This is a genomic window from Caldimonas manganoxidans ATCC BAA-369, from assembly GCF_000381125.1.
In the GTDB taxonomy this organism is placed as follows: Bacteria; Pseudomonadota; Gammaproteobacteria; order Burkholderiales; family Burkholderiaceae_C; genus Caldimonas; species Caldimonas manganoxidans.
In genome coordinates, this window is record NZ_KB905954.1 from 17,229 (window position 1) to 39,209 (window position 21,981).

Below are 21,981 nucleotides of genomic sequence, written 5' to 3' on the forward strand. Positions count from 1 at the left end.
TATCGGGCAGGTGCGTTCCATGCGGGTGGCCATCATCTCCGTCTTCACGGACTATCACCGCAAGGGCCGTCATCATCGCGGGGGCTTGCAGCCTCAAATCGGCCCATTGATCGCTGGTCTGCTGCCCGACTGGTGCGACGTGGAGATCGTCAACGACACCTGGGACGATCCGGACTGGTCCAAGACCTATGACCTCGTGTTCCTGTCTTGCGTGCATGCCGACTGGGACCGGGCGCGTCAGATCAGCCATTACTTTCGGCGCCGTGGGGCCCGCACCGTGCTGGGCGGCAGCATGGCAGGCACCTACCCGCACCTGTGCGCGCCCTATTTCGATGCCGTGGTGATCGGCGACCCGGAAGACACCGTGCCGCGCGTGGTCGAAGATGCCCGTGCCAACCGGCTGCAGCCGGTGTATCGCTCGGCCGGCTATTTCCCGGATCGGGTGCCGGTGCCGCGCATCGCCCCGGTGGCGCACAAGCAGGTGTTCCCGCTGTCGGTGGAGGCGACCCGCGGTTGCCCCTATGCCTGCGACTTCTGCGCCCTCACCGCGGTGGGCACCCGTCATGCGCTGCGCCCGGTGCACACCGTGGTGCGCGACATCCTGGCCGGCCAGGCGGCGCTGCGCCAGGCCGGCGTGGCAGGCTGGAAGCAGCGGCTCATCGTGTTCTACGACAACAACCTGGCCGGCCATCTGCGGTGGTTTCGCGAGCTGTGTGTGGCGCTGCGGCCGCTGGACGTGTTGTGGGGGGCGTGCCTGACCTTCAATGTCATCGCCAACCGCGAGCTGCTCAAGCTGATGTACGACTGCGGATGCCGCGCGGTGTTCGTGGGATTGGAAACCTTCAATCCGGACACCCTGGCCGACATCTCCAAGCCGCAGAACAACATTGGCAAGATGGCGCAGGCCATCGCCCAAAGCCGGGACGAAGGCATTCTGGTGATTGCCGGACTCATCGTCAGTCCCTTGCATGACGATGTGGCCTATCTCCGCTCGCTTCCGGATCACCTCGATGCCTGTGGTTTGCACGTGCCGAGTTTCGTGTCCTTCGAGACGCCGATTCCCGGCACGCCGTTCTTCGATCGGATGGCCGCCAGCGCCGAGCCTCGGTTCCTGCCCCATGCCAACCTGTATGACTTCAGTGCCTACACGCTGGTGCTGCGGCCGCACAAGGCGCCCTTGGAAGCGTTTTTGACGGCTTACCAAGACACCATGCGGCGCATTTATGCGCCGTGGCGGCGTGTGGCCAAGCTGGCCGACGATCTGCCCCGCCTGTTGCGGCGCGGTTCGTGGACCGCGGCGGCCCTCGATGTGGCGGACATGTGCGTGACGCGCTTCGACCCCGTGCCAGGCCGCAGCTTCATGGCCGGCACCGACACCTTGCCGCCGGAGACGGTGCCCTTTGCGGCCGACGATTTCGATTCCGAAGCCCAACGACTGGACATTTGCAGCCCCACGCTCGTGACTGACGAGCACGGGCATGTGCTGCCGTGGTGGCGTTGGCACGACAAGGTGTTTCATCCGCAACCCCTTCGCAAGATGGCAGTGACGGCCTGACATGAATCCGAATTCGAACCTGTCCATGTCTCGTACCTCTGATCAGCCCCGCGGGGTGCACGACCCCGAACTGCCCGATCACGTGCGCAACCTCTACACCTACACCTCATCGAGCCTGGTGGGCAACCTGATCGGCGCCATCGTGATCGTGTTGCTGTACACGGGTTTGGCCGCGCCGGAGCTGCTCATCCTGTGGTGCATGGTGTTTGCCGCGGTGTGGATCTATCGGGCCTCGATCGCGGCCCGATTCCGGTCGGTGCAGTTGCGTGCGGACACCGACTTTCCCCATTGGCGGCGTTTGTGGTTGGTGGGCGTGCTGGCCTCGGGGGCGCTGTGGGGCCTGGCGGCATGGCTGTTTTATGGCGCAGGCGGCAGCATCCAGCAGATCGGACTGATCATCACCGTCTACAGCTATTGCGTGGCCTCGGTGCCGGTGCTGGCCGATCAGCAAAGGGCCTTTCTGACGTTCCTGGGGCTGTGCTTCTTGCCCACCATCGCACGCATCGCTGCGGAGAACACGCTGTACAGCTATGAGCTGGCCGGTGTGTTGTTGCTGGCCATGGGCATGACGGCCTTGCTGGGGCGCAACTACCGCCAGGCCATGGACCGCGTGATCGAACTCAAGCTGCGCACCGAGCAACTGCTGGAGCAGCTGCGTCAGGAGAAGGCTGCCGCCGAGGCGGCGCGCCAGGAAGCCGAAGTGGCCAATCGGGCCAAGACGCAATTCTTCGCGGCGGCCAGCCATGATCTGCGCCAGCCGCTGCATGCACTGGGGCTGTTTGCCGAGGCGCTGCGCAACAAGAGCCGCGACGAGGAGGTGATCCAGCTCGTCAACAGCATCAACAGTTCGGTCGATGCGCTGGAAGGACTGTTTTCCGAGCTGTTGGACATCACCAAGATCGACACCGGGGCGGTGGAGGTGGTGCCCCAACACTTCCGGCTGCAGGATCTCTTTGCCCGTCTGCGCTTGCATTACGAGCCCACGGCCTTCGAAAAGGGGCTGGCCTTGCGCTTCCGTGGCGGGCATCGCGTGGCTTACGCCGACCCGGTGCTGGTGGAGCGCATCGTCCGCAACCTGCTGTCCAACGCCATTCGCTACACCGAAGACGGCGGTGTGTTGGTGGCTTGCCGTCAGCGCGGCGAGCGGCTGTGGGTGCAGGTGTGGGACAGCGGGGTGGGCATTCCCGAGTCGGAACAGCCCCGCATCTTCGAGGAGTTCTACCAGGTGCCGGGCGAGCGACCGACGGCCGCCCACGATCGCAAGGGTCTGGGCCTGGGCTTGGCGATCGTCAAGCGCCTGGCCCAGTTGATGAACGCCCCCTTGAGTCTGCGCTCGCAGCCTGGGCGAGGCACGGTCTTCACGCTGGAGCTGCCGCTGGGCAAGGCCCAGCAGCGCATGGCCGAGCCTGTGGCCGCCTCGGCCCCGCTCGGTCTGACGCTCGAACGCAAGCTGATTGCCGTGGTGGAGGACGAGCCGGCGGTGCGCGACGGTCTGGAGGTGCTGCTCAAAGGCTGGGGGGCCACGGTGGCAGTGTTCGACACGGTGGCCGCCTGCCGGCAATGGGCCGAGCATGCGAAAGCGCAAGGTCAAAAGCCCGACCTGGCCATCGTGGACTACCGCATCGATCATCAGTCCACCGGCATCGATGCCATCCAGGCTCTGCGGGAGCATTTCGGTGCCGAGCTGCCGGCCATCGTCGTGACTGGCAGCACCACGGCCGGGCTGGAGGAGTTGGCGCATCAGCATGCCTTCCATCTCTTGATCAAGCCCGTGGTGCCGAACAAGCTGCGCGCGATGATCGCTTTCAAGCTCGGCGTGCGCGGGCGTTGAGTCGGGCTGGCCATGGCCTGCGCAGTGGACCTGGAATTCGAGCTCGACGGCGATGTCTGGCCGCAGGGGCCAAGCGGCCTGCATGCCAAGGCGGGGCGGCGTCCGATCGTCCAACGCGTCGAAGGGCGGCTGAATGCGCGCGAGCTGCTCGATCGCTTCCGCGCGGTGCGTGACCAATGGTATTCGCCGCAGCTGGCGCGCTTCGTCGAAGGCATCGAACGCCAATTGGAGCACGAGCTGCGCATGAGCCAGGACGGCGAGCGTCTGGCCGCCAGTGGGCCGGCGCCAGCGAGCCCGGGCGCCCCTTCTCCTGCGCCGCAGGCCGCTGCACTCACGCAACGCCTGCACCTGTGGCATCCGGACGTTTGGTGGATGGCGCCGCTGGTGCGGCGTCAGGACACCCCGTTGAACATGCGCCTGCCGCTGGCCGACAACGCCCAAGCCTTGGTTCAGGAGCTGGCCGAGCAGCTGCCGGCGGCTTGGCGGCGTCGGCGTGTGACCGTGCAGCTCGAGGTGGAGACGCATGTCTACTGGGGCGGCTGCGGCCTGCGCGATCCCGACGGGGACGGCCCTGAAATCTGGTCCCCGTGCAGTTTCCGTGGTGATGGCGTGGGGGCGTCCGAGGACATCTTGCAGTTCAAGCGCGGCAAGGTGAGGTGGCTGGTGCCGGTCGAGGAGGCCGCTGCCGTGCGGGTGCGGCGCACGCTGCGCCCGGGCGTGGGCTTGCTGGTGGCCGTGCCGATCATCAGCTTCGAACGGCAAGAAGGATCGATCGGCTGGTGTCTGCGCCTGGCCCAGCGCCTTTTGCGTCGGCTGGGCTGGAAGCGGCCCTGGGTGGACCGCGACCCGACCTTCGAGCGGCGCTTGCGCTCCGACGAGGCGTACTGGGCACAGGCCTTGGGCATGCCGCTTCCCACCGAGGCCGAACTGGCGCAGGCCGTGAAGACGGGCGCTCGCTTGGCGCCGGCCTCGCGTCCGGCCACGGCGCATCGGCCACCGGCCCAAGCGGGTGTGACGATGGCGCACGTGGTGTTGCTGCATGGGGGATTGACGTCTGCACGCAGCAGCTGGGCGGCGTGGTTGCCCGAAGATCCCTCCGCAGCCTCGGCCGGTCTGTGGCGGGGGCTGCCCATGCTCGACGGGCACTGTGTCTGGCGCTTCGAGCACGACACTTTTTTGCGCGTGGCGCGCAATGTCGATCAGCTCGTCGATGCGTTGGAGCGGCAGGTGCTCGGCGCCGCCGAACGCGGCACCTTGGTGTTGCTGGCGCATTCGCGCGGCGGCAATGTGGCCCGGTTCGCCTTGCCGCGCCTGCGCCAACGCTGGCCGCAATGGACCATTTGCGCCTTGACGGCCGGCAGTCCGCATCTGGGGACGATGGTGTTTCGCCAGATCGGGCGCCGTTGGGCCGGACTGAGCGTGCTGCTGGGGGTGTTTCGCGACGTGGCTTCCGACGTGCTCGATGCGCGCCAAAACACCGATTTGCTGATCCTGGAGCGGGCCTTGGCCTATGACATTCCCCCGGGCTTCAAGGACGTGGAGCCCAGCGGGGTGGCCCGCATGGCCAAAGACCAGTCCTGGCCGGAAGGCTTGATCGCTTGGGGCTCGCAGTGGGCACCCGAGCGGGGGCTGCCGTTGGACGGTCGCTTCTGGCACCGCCTCGTGGAGGACCTGGGGGGGTTGGAGGCCGATGGAGATGGCATCGTGCCCCTGCATTCGTCCGCACCGCAAGGGCTGCCCGAGGTCTACGATGCCTCACCGGTGTTCCACACCGGCTATTTCGCGCACCCGCCGACCGTGGCGCAGATCCGTGCGGCGCTGCAGCGGGCTTTGTCCGTTGCCGGCGGCGGCTGAGCCGCCGCGCCTCACAGCTCCAGGTTGTCGATCAGCCGGGTGCGGCCCAGGCGCGCGGCAGCCAGCACCACCAGCGGTTCGCCGCCGGCCAGTTGCTCGGGCGTGGGCGGCAGCAGGTCGGTGCGCCGGCGCACGCTCACGTAATCGGGCTGCCAGCCGCGTTGGCGCAAGTGGTCCATCGCGGCGGATTCGACAGCCGCCAGATCGCGTTCTCCCCGGCGCAGCCGGAGTTGCACCTCTTTGAGCGTCATCGACAATTGCACCGCTTCGGCCCGTTCGGTCTCGCTGAGGTAGCCGTTGCGCGAAGACAGCGCCAGGCCGTCGTCGGCGCGGGCGGTCTCGCCTGCGACGATCTCGATGGGCAGGGCCAGCTGCTGCACCATGCGTCGCACCACCAGCAGCTGCTGGTAGTCCTTTTTGCCGAAGACGGCCACGCGCGGCTGCACGCAGTGAAAGAGCTTGAGCACCACGGTGCACACGCCGGTGAAGAAACCCGGGCGGAACTCGCCTTCCAAGATGCCGGCCAGTGCCGCCGGCGGCTGCACGGTGTAGACCTGCGGCTCGGGGTAGAGCTCGGCCTCACTCGGGGCGAAGACCAGGTTGCAGCCCACGCTGCGCAGCAGCTCGCAGTCGCGTTCGAGGGTGCGCGGGTAGGTGTCGAAATCCTCGTGCGGAGCGAACTGGAGCCGGTTGACAAAGATGCTGGCCACCACCGGGCCGCCATGTTCCTTGGCCAGCCGCACGAGTGACAAGTGGCCCTCGTGCAAATTGCCCATGGTGGGCACGAACGTGGTGTGGGTGCTGCCGGCCAGGGCTTGCCTCAGTTCGGCGATGGTGTGGACGATGCGCATGGCGTTGCGACCCTTGGTGGGGCTCAGTAGCTGTGATGTTCGGGATGGGGGAAGCGGCCAGCCTTGACTTCCGAGACGTACAGGCGCACGGCTGCCTCGACATCATGGGCTTCGGCCATGAAGTTGCGCACGAAGCGCGGCAGCTTGCCACGCGTGATGCCCAGCATGTCGTGCAGCACCAGCACCTGACCGGCACAGGCCGCGCCGGCTCCGATGCCGATGGTCAGCAGCTGCGGGTTCTCGGCGCTGACCTGCGCGGCCAGCTCGGCCGGCACCAGCTCGAGCACCAGCATGGCCGCACCGGCGTCGGCCAGTTCCCGCGCATGCGCTCGCAGCGTGGCGGCGGCCGCATCGCTGCGCCCTTGCACGCGATAGCCCCCCAAGGCAAACACGCTTTGCGGCGTCAGACCGAGATGGGCGCACACCGGGATGCCGCGCTCGGTGAGGAAGTGCACGGTCTCGGCGGTCCAACCGCCGCCTTCGAGTTTGACCATCTGGGCGCCGGCTTGCATCAGCCTCACGCTGGAGGCCAGGGCTTGTTCGCGGCCGGCTTGGTAGCTGCCGAAAGGCAGATCGGCGATCAGCCAGGCGCTGCGATTGCCGCGCGCCACGCAGCGGGTGTGATAGACCACCTCGTCCAACGTGACCGGCACGGTGCTGGTGTGGCCCTGCAACACCATGCCCAGCGAATCGCCCACCAGCAGGCAGTCCACGCCGGCCTCATCGAGCACGCGGGCGAAACTGGCGTCATAGCAGGTGAGCATGGCGATCTTTTCGCCTGCGGCGTGCATCTCGCGCAGGCGAAACAGGCTCAGCGGCTTGCGAGCGCTGGCGGAAGACTCGTCGGCGGGGGACGCATGGCTGCTCATCGCGGGCACCGGCTCCGTGAGAAAGTGCGCGGATTCTAGCCAGGCGCACGCGATCTTCGTTGCGATGCACCAAATGCCATTGCTATGACATCACGCAGGCTGATAGGCCAGCCTGACATAGATGGGGGCATAGGCCTCGGCCTGGGTGATTTCGATCAGGCGTTCCCGGGCCAGTTCCAACATCGCGATGAAGGTGACCACGACCACCTGGGGGCCGCGGCTGGGGTCGAAGAGCTCGTGGAATTCCATGAAGCGGCGCCCTTGCAAGGTGCGCAGCACCAGGCTCATGTGCTCTCGCACCGACAGCTGCTCGCGGGTGATTTTGTGATGCTGCACCAGTTTGGCGCGCTTGAGGATGTCGGCCCAGGCCTCGCGCAGGTCCTGCACGCTGACCTCGGGAAAGCGCGGTTGCAGCGCCTGCTCGATGTAGACCTGGGCCCGCAGGAAGTCGCGGCCCAGCACGGGCAGTTGATCGAGCTTGGCGGCCGCCAGCTTGATCTGCTCGTATTCGAGCAGGCGGCGGACCAATTCGGCGCGCGGGTCCTCGGGTTCCTCGCCGTCCTCGGTCTTTTTCGGCGGCAGCAGCATGCGCGATTTGATCTCGATCAGCATGGCTGCCATCAGCAGGTATTCCGAGGCCAGCTCGAGGTTGCGGCTGCGAATTTGCTCGACGTAGCTCAGGTACTGGCGCGTCACGTCGGCCAGCGGAATGTCGAGGATGTTGAAATTCTGCTTGCGGATCAGGTAGAGCAGCAGATCCAGCGGGCCTTCGAAGGCCTCTAGAAAGACCTCCAGCGCATCGGGCGGGATGTAGAGGTCTTGGGGCAGCTCGAACAGCGGGTTGCCGTAGAGCTTGGCCACGGCGGCCACGCCGTCGACGACTTGGGGCAGGCCGTCGTCGCCCGCTTTCAGCGCCGATGCGGCGGGGGCGACCTCGGAGGCCACGATGGCGTCGCTCACGGGGCAGGCGCGGTGTCGGGGGCGGCGTGCAGGGGCTTACTGCCCCAGCCCCTTGGTTTGATAGACGTAGGCCTGCTGCGGCACGCGGGCGCGCTGGAACTCGCTTTGGGCCTCGCGGTCGATCTGGCGATCCCACAGCAGCGCGCGGCCGCGGCGCTGCTCCTCTTCGAGCGTGGGCTTCCTGGCCTTGAGTTCCTCGATGAACTTCGTGACGTCGGACTTGTAGGGCTTCCAGAAGAGCGGCATGGTGGACGGGCGGCACGGGGCCGCTAAAGTGAAGCCTACGATTTTACCGGGGCGGCGGCATGGAGCGGTCTGCGGCGCCTCGGGCGTCGCCCGCAGCGTGGGGCAGTCATGCAGGAGTTCGAACTCAAGTTTCAGGTGCCGTGGCCGCAGCGGTCGGCGCTGGAGGCGGCATTGCGGCAGCGCGGCGCGACGCGGCGGGTCCGCTTGCAGGCGGCTTACTTCGACACCCCGGGGCGCGAGTTGGCGCAAGCCGGCCTGGCCCTGCGGCTGCGCAAGGAGGGCCGGCACTGGGTGCAGACGCTCAAAGCCGCGGAAACCGATGCCTGGAGGCGCTTCGAGCATGACGTGAGGCTGAGGTCGATGCCGCCCATGGTCGATCCGACCCGCCATGCCGGCACATCGCCGGGCGATCGTCTGCTGGCCCTGGTGCGCCGCGCCGGCCCCCTGGCCGAGACGTACCGCACCGAGGTGTGGCGCCGGGCCTGCCGCATCGAGCATCGTCTGGGGCACGTGGAGCTGGCTTTCGACCTGGGCGAGATCCGCAGCGGTGAGCGCCGCTGGCCCGTGTGCGAATTCGAGATCGAGCTGCTCGACGGTGCGCCCGAGGCCGTGCTGGAGGTGGCGGAGCACTGGATGGCGCGCTTCGGCCTGTGGCTGGACATCCACTCCAAAGCCGAGCGAGGGGATCGCTTGGCCCAAGGGCTGCTCAGCGTGCCGGCCACGCCGGCCCGGGCCGTGACCTTGCCGCGCCGAGCAACGCTCGCCCAGGCCTGGCAGGCGGTGCTGGCGGCCATATGGGCGCATGTGGGCCCCAATGTCTGCGAGCTGGCGCATGACGACCCGCAGGCGGCACAGCACCGGGTCGAGCAGGTGCACCAAGCCCGCGTGGCCTTGCGGCGCCTGCGCACGGCGCTGCGCTTTTTCGACGGCTGGCCCGGCGTGCCCGACACCGCAGCGGCCCAGGAGGCCGCGCGCGCCATCTTTGCCCGGCTGGGCCTGGCCCGTGACCGCGATGTGGCTGCCGCCCTGCTCGGCCCGGTGTGGGCCGCAGCGGGGGTGTCGCCTCCGGAGTCGGCCATGCGCATGCCGGCGGGCTCGGACGGGGTGGCCGAGGCGTTGCGCAGCGCCGAGGCCCAGCGCTTGTGGTTGCAGTTGCTGCGCTGGCGTCTGGCCGGGCCCGGGCCGGGCGGGGAGGTGCCCTTTGCGCCCTTGGCCACCAAGCGTTTGCGCTCTTGGCACCGTGCGGTGGTGGCGCAGGCTGCCGGCTTCTCGGCCATGGACGATGCGCAACGGCATGCCTTGCGCAAGCGCATCAAGCGCCTGCGCTATGCGGTGGACTTCGCCGCCGATCTGTATGAGGCGGGTGCGGTCAAAGGCTACCGGCGTGCGCTGGCGGCGGCTCAGGACTGCTTGGGCCAACTCCATGATGCCGCAATCGCTGGCGCCCGGCTGGCCGATGTCGATGCGCCATGGGCCTGGTACGCGCGCGGCTGGCTGACGGCGCGGCGCGAGGCGCTGTGGCCGGTGTGCCAGGCGAGTTTGGCGTCCTTGGCCGAGGCGCCGCGCTTCTGGAAGACCCTGCGCGGCAAGCGACCGGGATGACCGCCCGGCTGGCAGCCTGTTAGGCTCACGGGGTCTGCTGCCCATTCTGCGCATCCGCATGCCCGTCGATGGCCCGTCCACTGCCGCGATCCACGAGCCGGTGCCGGCCGGCCCGCGTGTCTTGCCGGCGGGCACCCACTGGGGCGAGTTCGAGATCGAACGGGTTTTGAGCGAGTCGGGCACGGGGGTGGTCTATCTGGCCACCGACCATGCCCTGGAGCTGCCGGTGGCGATCAAAGAGTACTTCCCGTTGCATCTGGCCTGGCGCGATGCCAACGGCCTGGTGCATCCGCAGCCAGGGCGGGATGTCCAGGCCTGGGAGGCCGGGCGGCGAGCCTTCATCGGCGAGGCGCGTTTGCTGGCCCGTTGCGAGCATCCCGCCCTGGTGCGCGTGTTGCGCTTGGCGCACACCGAGGGCATGGTCCGTTGTGTGATGCCCTTCATCCCGGGCAAGCCACTGTCGCAAACCCGCGAGTCGCCGCAGTGGATGCCTTCCGAAGCGCAGGTGTTGCAGGTGCTCGAGCCGCTGCTGGGGGCGCTGGAGGCCTTTCATGCCACGGGGCAAGTGCATGGGGCCGTGCGGCCGTCCAACATCTTGCTGCGTCCCGATGGGCAGCCGGTGTTGCTCGGGCCCGGCCATGCCAGCCGGGCCTCGGCCAGCGATCTGGTCGAGACGTTGATGGCGCGGCTGGAGCCGTCCTTTGCCCCGCCGGAGCTGAGTGTCTCGATCGGTGAGCACCAGCCCGGTCCCTGGAGCGATCTGTATGCCTTGGCGGCGGTGCTGCGCTGGTGGATGACCGGCATGGTGCCTCCGCCGGCCGCGCAGGTGGCCGCCGGGCGGCGGCTGGAATCGATGGATGAGCTGTTGCGCCGGCTGTGCGGGGCTTGGCCTCAGCGGCCCTATGCCTCGGCTTTGCTCGAAGCGCTGGATGCGGCCTTGCTGCCGGCCCCGCGCGAGCGGCCGCGCAGTGTGGCGGAGTTCCGTGCCCGGCTCGGCGAGCGAGCCGGCGCCCGCCTGGGGGGCTGGCCCTCGGCGGCGCCGGCGGCCTTCCAGGCCGCCACGGGCATGCCCGGCCACCGGCCGCCTCCGCCGGCCGAGGCCGCCGTCGCCGCGCCGCCGCTCGCGCGGTCGCGGCCGATGCCCCTGGAGCCGACCCCGGCCGCCACGGCCTCGCAGGAGGCGCAGGCCACGGCGTCTGCGCTTCCGCCTGAGCACTTGGCCCGCTGGCGCTTGCCCCGCTCCGAGGGGGCGGTGCTGTCCTGGTTTCAACGCTGGCGCCAGGCCTTGGTCGGGGCAGCCCTGGCCGTGATGTTCGTCGCTGTGTGGTTCCTGGATCCGCCAGCGCCATCGGCTCCCGCCCCAGGGCTTGGCCCGAGGTGGGAAGACGCGCCCGCCCGCGTGGACGATGCGGCCTCCTCGACCGCGGCTGCGGCAAGTCCGAACTCGGCCTCTGCCCCCGAGGTGCGCGCGCCGCAGGCGGCCTCACGCTAGCTCAGGCGGGAGAGGACTCCACGAAGGTGGGCGCCCGCGGAGGGCGCCCATCGAGCTCGCCGAACAGTTCGATGGCCAGCTCGCGCAGCCAGCGATTGCCCGGATCGTTGTGGAAGCGATGGCTCCAGTGCAAGGCCACGGTGAAGGCCGGCAGGTCGATCTCGGGCTCCACCACGCCCAGCGTGCCGCCGCGCGCAAAGGTCAGGGCGGTGCGGCGCGGCACGATGACGGCCAGGTCGGTTTCGCGCACGATGGACGGAATCACCATGAAATGCGGGATGCTCAGGCGGATGCGGTCTTGCAAGCCCAAGGTGTGCAGCACGCGCGAGGTTTCGGTGTGCTGGCGCACCACGATGTAGTCCATGCGCGCCAGCCAGTCGCGCGTGGGCGGCTCACGCAGCAGCGGGTGATCGGCGCGGGTGAGCACCACGTATTTCTCGTGCAGCAAATCCCAGCGTTCGGTGGCATCCACGCCGGGCAGATAACCGAAGGCCAGGTCGATCTTGCCGGTATCCAAGGCGTCCTGGATCTGACCGTATTCGAGCTGATGCGTCTCGATGCGCACCTGGGGCGCGACGGCGCGCACCGCATGCATCAACGCCGGCAAGAAAACGCCTTCGCCGATGTCGCTCATGTGGATGCGGAAGGTCTTGCGCGCGCAGGCCGGATCGAAGCCGCCGCTGGCGTGCAAGGCTTCCTCGATGAGCTGTAGCGCCTGACGCACGCCACCGGCCAGGGCATCGGCCTTGGCCGTGGGGGCCACGCCACCGGCAATGCGCACGAACAGCGCATCGCCCAGCAGCAGGCGCAAGCGGGTGATGCCGTGACTGACCGCCGGCTGCGACAGGCCCAGCATGTCGGCCGCACGGCTCACATTGCGCTGCTGATACACCGCATCGAAGATGCGCAGCAGGTTGAGGTCGATGTCGCGCAGATCCATGCGCGGGGCCCGGTGCGCGGTGCGCGCTCAGTGCAGCGTGGCGCCGCTGGCTTTGACGACCTTCTCGTACTTCGCCAGCTCGGCCTGGACGAAGGCAGCGAACTGTGCAGGCGTGGTGGGCGAGGGCTCGGCCATCAGCTGGGCGAAACGGGCTTTGACCTCTGCATCTTGCAGGGCCTTGACGAAGACCTCGTTGAGCCGTCGCACCACGTCGGCCGGCGTGCCGCCAGGGGCGAACAGGCCGAACCAGGTGTCCACCGCAAAGCCCCGCAAGCCGGATTCGGCGATGGTGGGCAGCTCGGGCATCGCGCTGGAGCGCTGCGCGGTCGTCACGGCCAGGGCCTTGAGGCGGCCGGCACGGATGTTGGCCGCTGCGGCGGCGAGGTTGTCGAAGTTCAGGTCCACTTGTCCGGCCAGCAGGCCGAGTTGGGCCGGCGCGGCGCCGGCATAGGGAATGTGCACCATGCTCACCTTGGCCTGGGCCTTGAACATTTCGCCAGCCAAGTGCCCGGCGCTGCCATTGCCGCCCGAGCCGTAGTTCAGCCGTCCCGGGTGCGACCGGGCATAGGCGATGAGGTCGGCGACGCTGCCGATCTTCAAGCGCTGTGCGGTCTCGGTGTTCATCACCAGCACATTGGGCACGCGCGCCACCAGGGTGATCGGTGCGAAGTCGCGGATCGGGTCGTAAGGCATCCGCGCGTACAGCCAGGGATTGATGGCATGGGTGGCCACCGCCCCCATCACCAGGGTGTGGCCGTCCGGGGCGGATTTGGCCACATGATCGGCGCCCAGGTTGCCGCCCGCTCCAGGGCGGTTTTCCACGATCACCGGGCCGAGGCCGTCCTTGGCCTTGTCGGCCAGCAACCGTGCCACGGTATCCAATGGGCCGTCGGCCGGGTAGGGCACGACCAGGCGCACGGGGCGCGTCTGCGCCTGGATCAGACCGGGCCAGGCTAGCGTGGCCCCCAAGGCGGCATGGGCCAGCAGCCAATTGCGACGATTCATGGTGGTCTCCTCGTGGGCGATCGAGCGATGTTCGCGACTCAGTGCTTGTCGGCTTCGGAGGTGAAGGCGTCGGCGTAGAACTCGTCTTCGGGCAATCCGCAGTGCGCCACGAAGTCGCGCCGGGCCGACTCGACCATCACCGGTGCGCCGCAGGCGTAGACCTGGTGGCCCGACAAATCCGGCCAATCGGCCATCACGGCCTGGTGCACGAAGCCGGTGCGACCGCTCCAGGCATCCTCGGCCGTGGGTTCGGACAGTACCGGCACGTAGCGCAGCCAGGGCAGGCGAGCAGCGGCGGCCTGGGCCCAGTCGTCCAGATAGAGGTCGGCGCGGCGACGACAGCCCCAGTACAGCACGGTGGGGCGTGCCAATGCCTTGTGTTCCATGTGCTCGAGGATGGCCTTGATCGGCGCAAAGCCGGTGCCCGAGGCCAGCAGCACGATGGGCTTGTCGCTGTCTTCCCGCAGGAAGAAGCTGCCAAAGGGGCCTTCCATGCGCAGGATGTCTTTTTCCTTCATCGCGCCGAACACATGGTCGGTGAACTTGCCGCCGGGCATGTGGCGGATGTGCAGTTCGATGCCCGGCTGCGTCTCCTGCGTGTGCGGTGCGTTGGCCATCGAGTAGCTGCGGCGGGAGCCATCGCGCAAGATGAATTCCACGTACTGCCCCGCGTGGTACTGCAGGCGGTCATTGGCCGGCAACTGCAGCTTGAGCACGGCCACATCGGGGGCGGGCTTGTCGATGCGGCTGACGCGGCAGGGCATCTTCTTGATCGGGAACTGACCGGCACCGACCACTTCCCGCGACTCGATCACCAGGTCGGTTTGGGGCGTGGCACAGCAGGTGAGGATGTAGCCGGCTTCTTCCTCGGCAGGGCTCAAGGCCTTGAGCTGATGAGCGCCGTGGATCACGCGCCCGTCTTTCAGGCGGCTTTTGCACGAGCCGCAGGCTCCATCTTTGCAGCCATAGGGCAGGCCCACGCCCTGACGGATCGCGGCGGCCAGCACGGCTTCGTCGCGCTCGACGGTGAAGGTGTGGCCACTGGGCTGCACGGTCACGGTGAAGGTCATGGCAAGCCTCGTAAACTGGGAAACCTCTTATTTTGCCCGCTGGTGCAAAGCCCCTTGGTGGGCCAGCGGCCGGTCTGTCTGTCATGGTCCAGCCCTCGCTTGCTCTGCCCCGTCTGCTGCGTCGTCCGCGTGTGCTCATCGTCGGTTGCGGCGATGTTGGCTTGCGGGTGGTGCGTTTGTTGGTGCCACGTTGGAAGGTGTGGGCGCTGACCTCGCAGCCCAGCCGCGTGGCCGCCTTGCGGGCGGCCGGGGCCGTGCCTCTGGTGGGCAATCTGGACGAACCGGCCAGCTTGAGCCGTCTGGCCGGCCTGGCCGATGTGGTGCTGCACCTGGCGCCACCACCGGGCCGAGGCTGTACCGACCCGCGCACCGGCGCGTTGCTGCACGCGCTGGCTCGCCGCAGCGCGCCGCGCTGTCTCGTCTATGCCAGCACCACCGGGGTCTACGGAGATGCTCAGGGGCTGCGTTTCGACGAGACGCGCCCTGTGGCGCCCTGCTCGGACCGCGCCCGGCGCCGCGTCGATGCCGAGGCCCGAGTGCGGGGGTTCGGGCGGGTCTTCGGTGTGCGCGTGACCGTCTTGCGCATTCCCGGCATCTATGCGGGCGACCGTCCCGGCGGCCATCCGCGCGACCGCTTGCTGCGCGGCACGCCGGTGCTGCGCCCCGAGGACGATGTCTACACCAACCACATCCACGCCGACGACTTGGCCCGTGCCTGCGTGGCGGCGATCGCGCGTGGCAAGCCGCAACGGGTGGTGCATGTGTGTGACCATACCGAGTTGAAGATGGGGGACTACTTCGACCTGGCGGCCGATCTGTGCGGGCTGCCTCGGCCCCCACGGATCAGCCGAACCCAGGCTTGCGAGCAGTTGGCGCCCACGCTGCTGTCCTTCATGAGCGAATCGCGTCGGCTGGACAACGGCCGGCTGCTGCGTGAGCTGCGCCTGCGATTGCGCTACCCGACGGTGCGCGAGGGCTTGCTGGCTTGAGCCGTCTGGGGCCCACACGCCCCTCGGCCGTGCTCAAAACCGGCGGCCTCGTGGAAAGGGCGGCTTGCCACGCCAATACTGGATCATCAAGAAACCGCCCAACATCCCGCCCAGATGGGCGAAATGGGCGATGCCCGAGGCCGTGCCAGACATGCCGAAGATGAGTTCCAGGGCGCCAAACAGAGCCACGAAGTATTTGGCCTTCATCGGGATCGGCGGGAACAACGGCACGATGATGCGGTTGGGAAACATCATGCCGAAGGCCAACAGCAAGCCGAACAGCCCGCCGGAGGCGCCCACGGTCGGATAGCGTGCGCCGCTGAGGTAAGTGACCACGAGCTGCAAGGCCGCAGCGGCCAGCACACTGGCCAGCAGGAAGTGCACATAGCGGCGCTGTCCCCATAGGCGTTCGAGCTCGCTGCCGAACATCCACAGGCCCAGCATGTTGAAGAACAAGTGACCGATGCCGCCATGCAGGAAGGCATAGGTCACGACCTGCCAGGGCATGAAAAAGTCGCTCAGCAGCGGCCACAGCGCGAACACGCGCGTCAGCGTCAGGCCCAGCAGCATGTCGAGCGAGAAAGCGGCCACGTTGGCCAGGAGCAGCGCCTTGGTGACGGGGGGCAATGGGGGCATGAGGCGTGGTCGTTGTGGGCAGTGGTGCCAGGCATCATAGCGGCGAAGGCCGCGGGTCGGTGCGCCTGAGGTCTCTGGGCCATGCCCCTGAGCGTAAGGGGGGTGGGGCGGCGGGATGCGCACACGGGGTCTTCGTCGCGTTATCTTTGGCATACACAACGGAAGGTGACGGGGAGCCTCGATGTCTGCGCGCGCCGTGCAGCGTCTTCGGTTCGTGGGGCTTGGGCCCTGGGGCTGGCGTTTGGCCGTCGCTGGGCTGCTCGGTCTGGTCGTCTTGGTGGCTTGGCGCGGCGTGACCCGCGAGATGCAGTCCTCGCGGGTCCAGGCCCGCTGGTTGTCCGATCTGGCCACCCAGTTGCATGTCCAGGTGCTGCCCGGGCGCAGCCCAGCCATTCGGTTTCCTGCGGACGGGCCCTACGATGTGCGCCTGGGCTACCACGGCTTGCCGCACCTCATCGAGCGGCTGTCGGCGCGTGGCTTCGAGGTACAGGCCCAGGCCCGCTGGTCGCCCAAGCTGATCGAGCTGCACGACTGGGGCCTGTTCACGATCTACCCGGAAAAAAGCCAAGCGGGCCTGCAGGTGCTCGACTGCCGCGGCGACACCCTTGCCGCCAGTCTCCATCCCCAGCGGGTGTATCCCGACGTGTCATCCATCCCTCGGGTGCTGGCCGACAGCCTGCTCTACATCGAAAACCGCGAGCTGCTCGATCCCACGCGACCGTATCTGAATCCTGCGATCGAATGGGACCGACTTGGCAAGGCCCTGCTCGAACAGGCTCGCCGCAGCGTCGATCCGGACCAGCCTGCCGCCGGCGGCAGCACCTTGGCCACACAAATCGAGAAATACCGCCACTCGCCCCAGGGCCGCACCGATTCGGCCGGCGAGAAGCTGCGGCAGATGGCCTCGGCCTCGCTGCGCGCCTACTTGGGGGGTGAACTCACCTTGGCACGTCGGCAGCAGATCTTGCTGGACTACCTCAACACCGTGCCGCTGGCCGCCCAGGTCGGCGTCGGCGAGGTGCACGGCCTGGGGGATGGCTTATGGGCTTGGTACGGCCGCGATTTCGACGAGGTCAACCGCCTGTTGACGTCCCTGATGGACGGCGAGATCCGGCCCGCCCCGCCCACCGCGGGCCAGGCTCGGGCCTACCGCGAGGTGCTGCTGCGCGAGCAGGCCCTGGCCTACAAGCAGGCCCTGTCGCTCCTCGTCGCGCAGCGCCGCCCTTCGCACTACCTGGCCGAGCGTGCGCCCGGATTGCGAGCGCTGACCGACGCCCATCTGCGCCTGCTCGCCCGCGATGGGGTCATTCCGACGACTTTGCGTGATGCGGCTTTGCCGCTGCCGCTGGAGCTGCTGCCGCAGCAGACCGCCGCCTCGGCAGGCCGCTTCGTCGAGCGCAAGGCTGCCAGCGCGGCGCGCATGCGCTTGGCCAGCTTGCTGGGCATGTCGCGCAGCTACGATCTGGACCGCCTGGACCTGGTGGCGCACAGCACGCTCGACGCGCAGGCGCAGCAAGCGGTGACGGAAGCGCTGTCGAGGCTGAGCACGCCCGAGGGCGTGCGCGCCGCCGGCCTGGTGGGGCCCCGCCTGTTGCGCGAGGGTGAGGACCCAGCGCTGCTGCGCTACAGCTTCACGCTGTTCGAGAGCGACGGTCGAGTCAGCCGTGTGCGCGTGCAGACCGACAACTTCGACCAGCCTTTCGACCTGAACGACGGGGCCCGACTCGACATGGGGTCCACGGCCAAGCTGCGCACCTTGGTGAGCTATCTCGAGGTGGTGGCTCAGTTGCACGAGCGCTGGGCGGGTCTGGATGCGGCTGCTTTGGCCGCGCAGGCGCCAGCGGCAAGCGATACCTTGGCGCGCTGGGTGCACGACCATCTGCGAAGCACCGACGACCGCCGCTTGGACACCTTGCTCGAAGCGGCCATGGAGCGGCGCTACTCGGCCAGTCCGGCCGAGGCCTTTTTCACCGGCGGGGGGCTGCACCGCTTTGGCAATTTCGATCCCGAAGACGATCATCGAACGATGAGTGTGCGCGAGGCCTTCGCCCGCTCGGTGAACTTGGTTTTCATCCGGCTCATGCGGGACGTGGTGCAGCATCTCGTGCATCAACGACCCGACTTCGATCCGCGCCTGTTCGAGGACCCGACCCATCCGGCCCGGCAAGGCTTCCTCGAACGATTCGCCGACCAAGAAGGGCGGCAGTTCATCGCGCGCTTCCATGCGGCCTTGCGCGAGCGCCCGGCCGAGGAGGTCGAGCGCCTGCTGCTGCAGGGACGCGAGCCCAGCGTGCCGCGCTTGGCTGCGCTTTACTACGGCTTGGAGCCCGAAGGCGATCTCGCAGGCCTGGCGCGCTTCATTGCCCGACACCGCGGAGGCGAGGTGCTGCCCGAGGCGGCCTTGCAACGCTTGCACCAACAAGCCGCCCCTGGCCGCTTGTCGCTGAGCGAGCGTGCCCACCGGGTTGGCGTGCACCCGTTGCAGCTGTGGGTGGCGGCGCGATTGCGCAGCGATCCCGCAGCCAGCCTGCGCGAGATGCAAGAGGCCGAGGCCGCAGCGCAGGCCCGACGCGAGGCCTACGATTGGCTCTTGCGCACGCGCCACAAGGACGCGCAGGACCAGCGCATTGGTCAGGTGTTGGAGCAAGCGGCCTTCACGGAATTGCACCGTCGCTGGCGGCGTTTGGGCTATCCCTTCGAGACGCTGACGCCCTCGTATGCGAGTGCGCTGGGCGCTTCAGGCGACCGGCCGGCCGCCTTGGCCGAATTGATGGGCGTGATCGCCAACGACGGCCTGCGGCTGCCCACGGTGCGCATCGAAGGACTGCGGTTTGGCGTGGGCACGCCTTACGAAACCCATTTGGCGCTTCGGCCGCCTGCGCCCGAGCGTGTGTTGCCCGTGGAGGTGGCGCAGGTGGTGCGTCGGGCCCTGTTGGAGGTGGTGGCCCAGGGGACCGCGCGACGGCTGTTGGGCAGCGTGCGTCGCGCCGATGGCCGGATGGTGGAACTGGGCGGCAAGACCGGCACCGGCGATCACCGCTACACCGTGCACGGCCGTGATGGCCGGGTGCTGGCTTCCCAAGTGCTCAACCGCTCGGCCAGCTTTGCCTTCGTGTTGGGCGAACGCCACCATGGCGTGCTGATGGTGTACGTGGCCGGCCCCGATGCCGAGCGCTTCCGCTTCACCAGTGCCTTGCCGACCCAGTTGCTGAAGTCGCTGCTGCCGAGTCTGTGGCCGGGGATCGAGAGTCGCCCTTGTGGGCTGCCCGAACAACGACCGCGGCCTGCCGATGCCGCACCTGCGGGTTGAGCCCGTCTGTGGGCGCAAGTCTGCGGGCGCAAGGTCGCGGCAAGGTTTGAGTAGAGCTGGGGAAGCGTTTGGGAAGAATGAGAAGCGGCAGAAGAGGCGCTGTCATGGTGCCCGGAGCCGGAATCGAACCGGCACGGTGTTGCCACCGGCAGATTTTGAGTCTGCTGCGTCTACCAATTTCGCCACCCGGGCGGGTGAAAGCAAGCCAAGATTATGGCATGTCCGGCGCAGGTTTGGCAGGCCTGCCACAATGGCGCCAGGAGAGACCCCAGCCATGCCCACGTACAAGACCCTGGAAGACGCCATCGGCCGCACGCCCTTGGTGAGATTGCAGCGCCTGCCTGGCGCCGACAACGAACGCCGCGGCAATGTGATCCTCGGCAAGCTCGAAGGCAACAACCCGGCCGGCTCGGTGAAGGACCGCCCGGCCATCAGCATGATCCGGCGAGCCGAGGAGCGGGGCCAGATCCGGCCCGGCGATACGCTGATCGAGGCCACCTCGGGCAACACCGGCATCGCGCTGGCGATGGCTGCGGCCATCCGCGGCTACCGCATGCTGCTCATCATGCCCGAGGATCTGTCCGTCGAGCGGGCGCAGACGATGAAAGCTTTCGGCGCCGAGCTCATCCTCACGCCCAAGGCCGGCGGCATGGAGTACGCCCGCGATCTGGCCGAGCAAATGCAGCGCGAGGGCAAGGGCGTGGTGCTCGACCAATTCGCCAATGCCGACAATCCGCGCATCCACTACGAGACCACCGGCCCGGAGATTTGGGAAGACACCGAAGGCACCATCACGCATTTCGTCAGTGCCATGGGCACCACCGGCACCATCACGGGGGTGTCGCGCTACCTGAAAGAAAAGAACCCGCAGGTGCGCATCATCGGCGCGCAGCCCAGCGAGGGCTCTCGCATCCCGGGCATTCGCAAGTGGCCACCAGAGTACCTGCCCAAGATCTATGACCCCCGCGCGGTGGACGAACTGATCTACGTGAGCCAGGCCGACGCCGAGGACATGGCCCGACGCCTGGCCCGAGAAGAGGGCTTGTTCGCCGGCATTTCGGCCGCGGGGGCATGCTGGGCGGCGCTGCAGATCGCGCAAAACGTCGAGAACGCCACCATCGTGTTCGTGGTGTGCGACCGCGGTGATCGCTACCTCTCCACCGGCGTCTTTCCGGCCTGAGTCTCGGCGCAGACGACCCGCCACAGCGTGTGGCCGGCATCGCGGTACTTGCGCTCGAAAGGCGAGACCGGGTCGGCCAGCTCGGCAGGCCCTGGCATGTCCAGCAGGGCCTGTCGTCCGGCCAGGTGCAACGCGTGCGCGAACTCTTGCGCGTAGATGGCCCAGTTGCTGCGCAGCTCGACGCGACCGCCCAGCGCCAGTAAAGCCGGCAAGCGCGGATGCGTGCCCCAGCGGCGCATCACATGCTCGGCCTTGGGCCAGGGGTTGGGGTAGAGCAAATAGTGGTGCTCCACGCGCCAGCCGGCCTGTGCCATCAAGGCCCACACATCGCTCACGTCGGCGCGCAGCAGCAGCAGATTGGGCGGCCATGCGCACTGCAGTTTGCGTTGTCCGCGCTCCAGGCGCTCGGCCGATTGGTCGATGCCCACCACCAGCGCTTGCGGATGGCGACGCGCCAGACGGGCGCTGCTTTCGCCGGTGCCGCAGGCGCTGTCCAGCACCAAGGGGCGGCCCTCCCGGCTGCGGGCGATGGTCTCGAAAGCCGCCACGCTGTACGGGGCTGGCGGCTTGCGAAACGGCTGGCTCAGATGACGGCGCACCAGCTCATCCAGCCGCGGGTGGGGCCCGTGTTGATTGCTGCGCACCGGACGCGACAGCGTCCGGCCGGCGACGGCGCTACGATGGGGTTCCACGATTCGATGGTGCACGATGACGACCCAAGCCTACAAATTCTGCCCTCAGTGTGCTGGCCCCTTGGCTTGGCAGACGCAGCGGGAAGACGGTGGCGAGAAATCGCGTCTGCGCTGCGCACGGTGCGGCTTCACGCACTGGAACAATCCCACCCCGGTGTTGGCCGCGGTGATCGAGCTGGCCGACCGCGGCGGGCAGCTGCTGCTGGCACGCAACGCCGCTTGGCCGGGTCGCTTTTTCGGGCTGATCACCGGCTTCATGGAGGCCGGCGAAAGCCCGCAAGAGGGGGTGATTCGAGAAGTGGCCGAAGAAACGGGCCTGACGGTCACCCAGTTGTCCATCATCGGCGCCTACGACTTCCAGCGCATGAACCAAGTCATCATCGCCTACCACGCCGTGGCTCAGGGCGAGATCGTGTTGTCGCCGGAGTTGGCCGAATACAAGCTGTTGGCCCCCGAGTCGGTCCGATGCTGGCCGGCAGGTACCGGTCAGGCCTTGGCCGATTGGCTGCGCTCACGCGGGTATCCCGTGCGCTGGATGGACGACCGGCCACGGTGAGGCCGGGAGGTCATGCGGCGGTTTTGCGCGCATACAATCCGAATCCGCCGCAGGCCGATCGAGCCTAGGGAAACGCTGATCAAGTCCTGCGCCTGGCAGTAGTCCGTCTTGTCGCCCTGGTGATGGGCGGCGATGATTACGGTCATGAAGCAGATGACCTTGGCAGCGGCGGCCGATGCGTCCGCGGGATTCGAGCGTTTTCGCAAGCCCACCCGGCGCGACGCATTCTTGGCCGAGATGCAGACGATCGTGCCGTGGAATCGGCTGGTGGCGTTGATCGAGCCGCACTACCCCAAGCCCGGCAATGGCCGTCCTCCCGTGGGCTTGGAACGCATGTTGCGCA

General features: G+C 68.0%; 19 protein-coding genes and 1 tRNA gene. 10 read left to right on the plus strand and 10 right to left on the minus strand.

All coding sequences use genetic code 11. From position 1 onward, the window contains the following. The first annotated feature begins 19 nt into the window (after nt 1-19). The 3 genes from F615_RS0112905 to F615_RS0112915 are packed head-to-tail and all read left to right on the plus strand — an operon-like array spanning nt 20 to nt 5,240. Nucleotides 20-1,555, plus strand: coding sequence for a B12-binding domain-containing radical SAM protein (locus F615_RS0112905; protein ID WP_019561606.1), 1,536 nt, complete (start codon nt 20-22; stop codon nt 1,553-1,555). 25 nt (nt 1,556-1,580) lie between these two features. Continuing rightward, nucleotides 1,581-3,386, plus strand: a complete 1,806-nt coding sequence (locus F615_RS0112910) for an ATP-binding protein (protein WP_019561607.1) — start codon at nt 1,581-1,583, stop codon at nt 3,384-3,386. Between the two features lie 12 nt (nt 3,387-3,398). Further along, nucleotides 3,399-5,240, plus strand: a complete 1,842-nt coding sequence (locus F615_RS0112915) for an esterase/lipase family protein (RefSeq protein WP_019561608.1) — start codon at nt 3,399-3,401, stop codon at nt 5,238-5,240. 11 nt (nt 5,241-5,251) lie between these two features. On the opposite strand, the gene panC is transcribed toward F615_RS0112915, so the two are convergent. From panC to F615_RS0112935, 4 genes are all read right to left on the minus strand, one after another. Further along, complete coding sequence (gene panC, locus F615_RS0112920) at nt 5,252-6,091, minus strand: pantoate--beta-alanine ligase (RefSeq protein ID WP_019561609.1); 840 nt, start codon at nt 6,089-6,091, stop codon at nt 5,252-5,254. A gap of 23 nt (nt 6,092-6,114) precedes the next feature. Further along, nucleotides 6,115-6,960, minus strand: a complete 846-nt coding sequence (gene panB, locus F615_RS0112925) for a 3-methyl-2-oxobutanoate hydroxymethyltransferase (protein ID WP_019561610.1) — start codon at nt 6,958-6,960, stop codon at nt 6,115-6,117. Between the two features lie 90 nt (nt 6,961-7,050). Continuing rightward, nucleotides 7,051-7,920 (minus strand): segregation and condensation protein A, encoded by an 870-nt coding sequence (locus F615_RS0112930; RefSeq protein WP_019561611.1) that lies wholly within the window; start codon nt 7,918-7,920, stop codon nt 7,051-7,053. A gap of 36 nt (nt 7,921-7,956) precedes the next feature. Continuing rightward, nucleotides 7,957-8,166, minus strand: coding sequence for a DUF3460 family protein (locus tag F615_RS0112935; protein WP_019561612.1), 210 nt, complete (start codon nt 8,164-8,166; stop codon nt 7,957-7,959). A 108-nt stretch (nt 8,167-8,274) separates the two neighbouring features. Here F615_RS0112935 and F615_RS0112940 point away from each other — a divergent pair, with 108 nt between their 5' ends. Further along, nucleotides 8,275-9,768 (plus strand): CYTH and CHAD domain-containing protein, encoded by a 1,494-nt coding sequence (locus tag F615_RS0112940; protein ID WP_019561613.1) that lies wholly within the window; start codon nt 8,275-8,277, stop codon nt 9,766-9,768. Nucleotides 9,769-9,826: 58 nt separating this feature from the next. Beyond that, a complete protein-coding gene (locus F615_RS19485) occupies nt 9,827-11,260 on the plus strand; it encodes a protein kinase domain-containing protein (protein ID WP_019561614.1) in 1,434 nt (477 codons plus the stop codon). 1 nt (nt 11,261) lies between these two features. On the opposite strand, the gene F615_RS0112950 is transcribed toward F615_RS19485, so the two are convergent. From F615_RS0112950 to F615_RS0112960, 3 genes are read right to left on the minus strand one after another with little or no spacing between them, the layout of a single operon-like run. Continuing rightward, complete coding sequence (locus tag F615_RS0112950) at nt 11,262-12,200, minus strand: LysR family transcriptional regulator (protein ID WP_019561615.1); 939 nt, start codon at nt 12,198-12,200, stop codon at nt 11,262-11,264. Between the two features lie 27 nt (nt 12,201-12,227). Continuing rightward, on the minus strand, nt 12,228-13,205 hold the full coding sequence (locus F615_RS0112955; RefSeq protein WP_019561616.1) for a Bug family tripartite tricarboxylate transporter substrate binding protein: 978 nt from the start codon (nt 13,203-13,205) through the stop codon (nt 12,228-12,230). Nucleotides 13,206-13,243: 38 nt separating this feature from the next. Then, nucleotides 13,244-14,275 carry a CDP-6-deoxy-delta-3,4-glucoseen reductase gene (locus tag F615_RS0112960; protein ID WP_019561617.1) on the minus strand — a complete coding sequence of 344 codons (1,032 nt, stop codon included), beginning with the start codon at nt 14,273-14,275 and terminating at the stop codon, nt 13,244-13,246. Nucleotides 14,276-14,358: 83 nt separating this feature from the next. Here F615_RS0112960 and F615_RS0112965 point away from each other — a divergent pair, with 83 nt between their 5' ends. Then, on the plus strand, nt 14,359-15,264 hold the full coding sequence (locus F615_RS0112965) for an SDR family oxidoreductase (protein ID WP_019561618.1): 906 nt from the start codon (nt 14,359-14,361) through the stop codon (nt 15,262-15,264). Nucleotides 15,265-15,297: 33 nt separating this feature from the next. Here the strand turns inward: F615_RS0112965 and F615_RS0112970 are convergent, their stop codons facing one another. Further along, nucleotides 15,298-15,900 (minus strand): rhomboid family intramembrane serine protease, encoded by a 603-nt coding sequence (locus F615_RS0112970; RefSeq protein ID WP_019561619.1) that lies wholly within the window; start codon nt 15,898-15,900, stop codon nt 15,298-15,300. A gap of 181 nt (nt 15,901-16,081) precedes the next feature. Between F615_RS0112970 and F615_RS0112975 the strand changes: the two genes are divergently transcribed. Continuing rightward, nucleotides 16,082-19,210 carry a transglycosylase domain-containing protein gene (locus F615_RS0112975; RefSeq protein WP_019561620.1) on the plus strand — a complete coding sequence of 1,043 codons (3,129 nt, stop codon included), beginning with the start codon at nt 16,082-16,084 and terminating at the stop codon, nt 19,208-19,210. Between the two features lie 105 nt (nt 19,211-19,315). Here F615_RS0112975 and F615_RS0112980 read toward each other — a convergent pair. Next, nucleotides 19,316-19,402 (minus strand) — tRNA-Leu (locus F615_RS0112980). Nucleotides 19,403-19,484: 82 nt separating this feature from the next. Between F615_RS0112980 and cysM the strand changes: the two genes are divergently transcribed. Beyond that, nucleotides 19,485-20,390: a cysteine synthase CysM gene (gene cysM / locus F615_RS0112985; protein ID WP_019561621.1), complete on the plus strand. Its 906-nt coding sequence runs from the start codon at nt 19,485-19,487 to the stop codon at nt 20,388-20,390. Here the strand turns inward: cysM and trmB are convergent. Continuing rightward, complete coding sequence (gene trmB, locus F615_RS0112990; RefSeq protein WP_245558365.1) at nt 20,360-21,082, minus strand: tRNA (guanine(46)-N(7))-methyltransferase TrmB; 723 nt, start codon at nt 21,080-21,082, stop codon at nt 20,360-20,362. The genes cysM and trmB overlap by 31 nt on opposite strands. A gap of 16 nt (nt 21,083-21,098) precedes the next feature. Here trmB and F615_RS0112995 point away from each other — a divergent pair, with 16 nt between their 5' ends. Both F615_RS0112995 and F615_RS0113000 read left to right on the plus strand, forming a co-directional pair. Then, the gene (locus F615_RS0112995) at nt 21,099-21,638 is read left to right on the plus strand and encodes an NUDIX hydrolase (RefSeq protein ID WP_019561623.1); all 540 of its coding nucleotides are present in this window, start codon (nt 21,099-21,101) and stop codon (nt 21,636-21,638) included. Nucleotides 21,639-21,782: 144 nt separating this feature from the next. After that, a partial coding sequence (locus tag F615_RS0113000) for a transposase (RefSeq protein ID WP_026330308.1) occupies nt 21,783-21,981 on the plus strand: 199 nt, incomplete at its 3' end.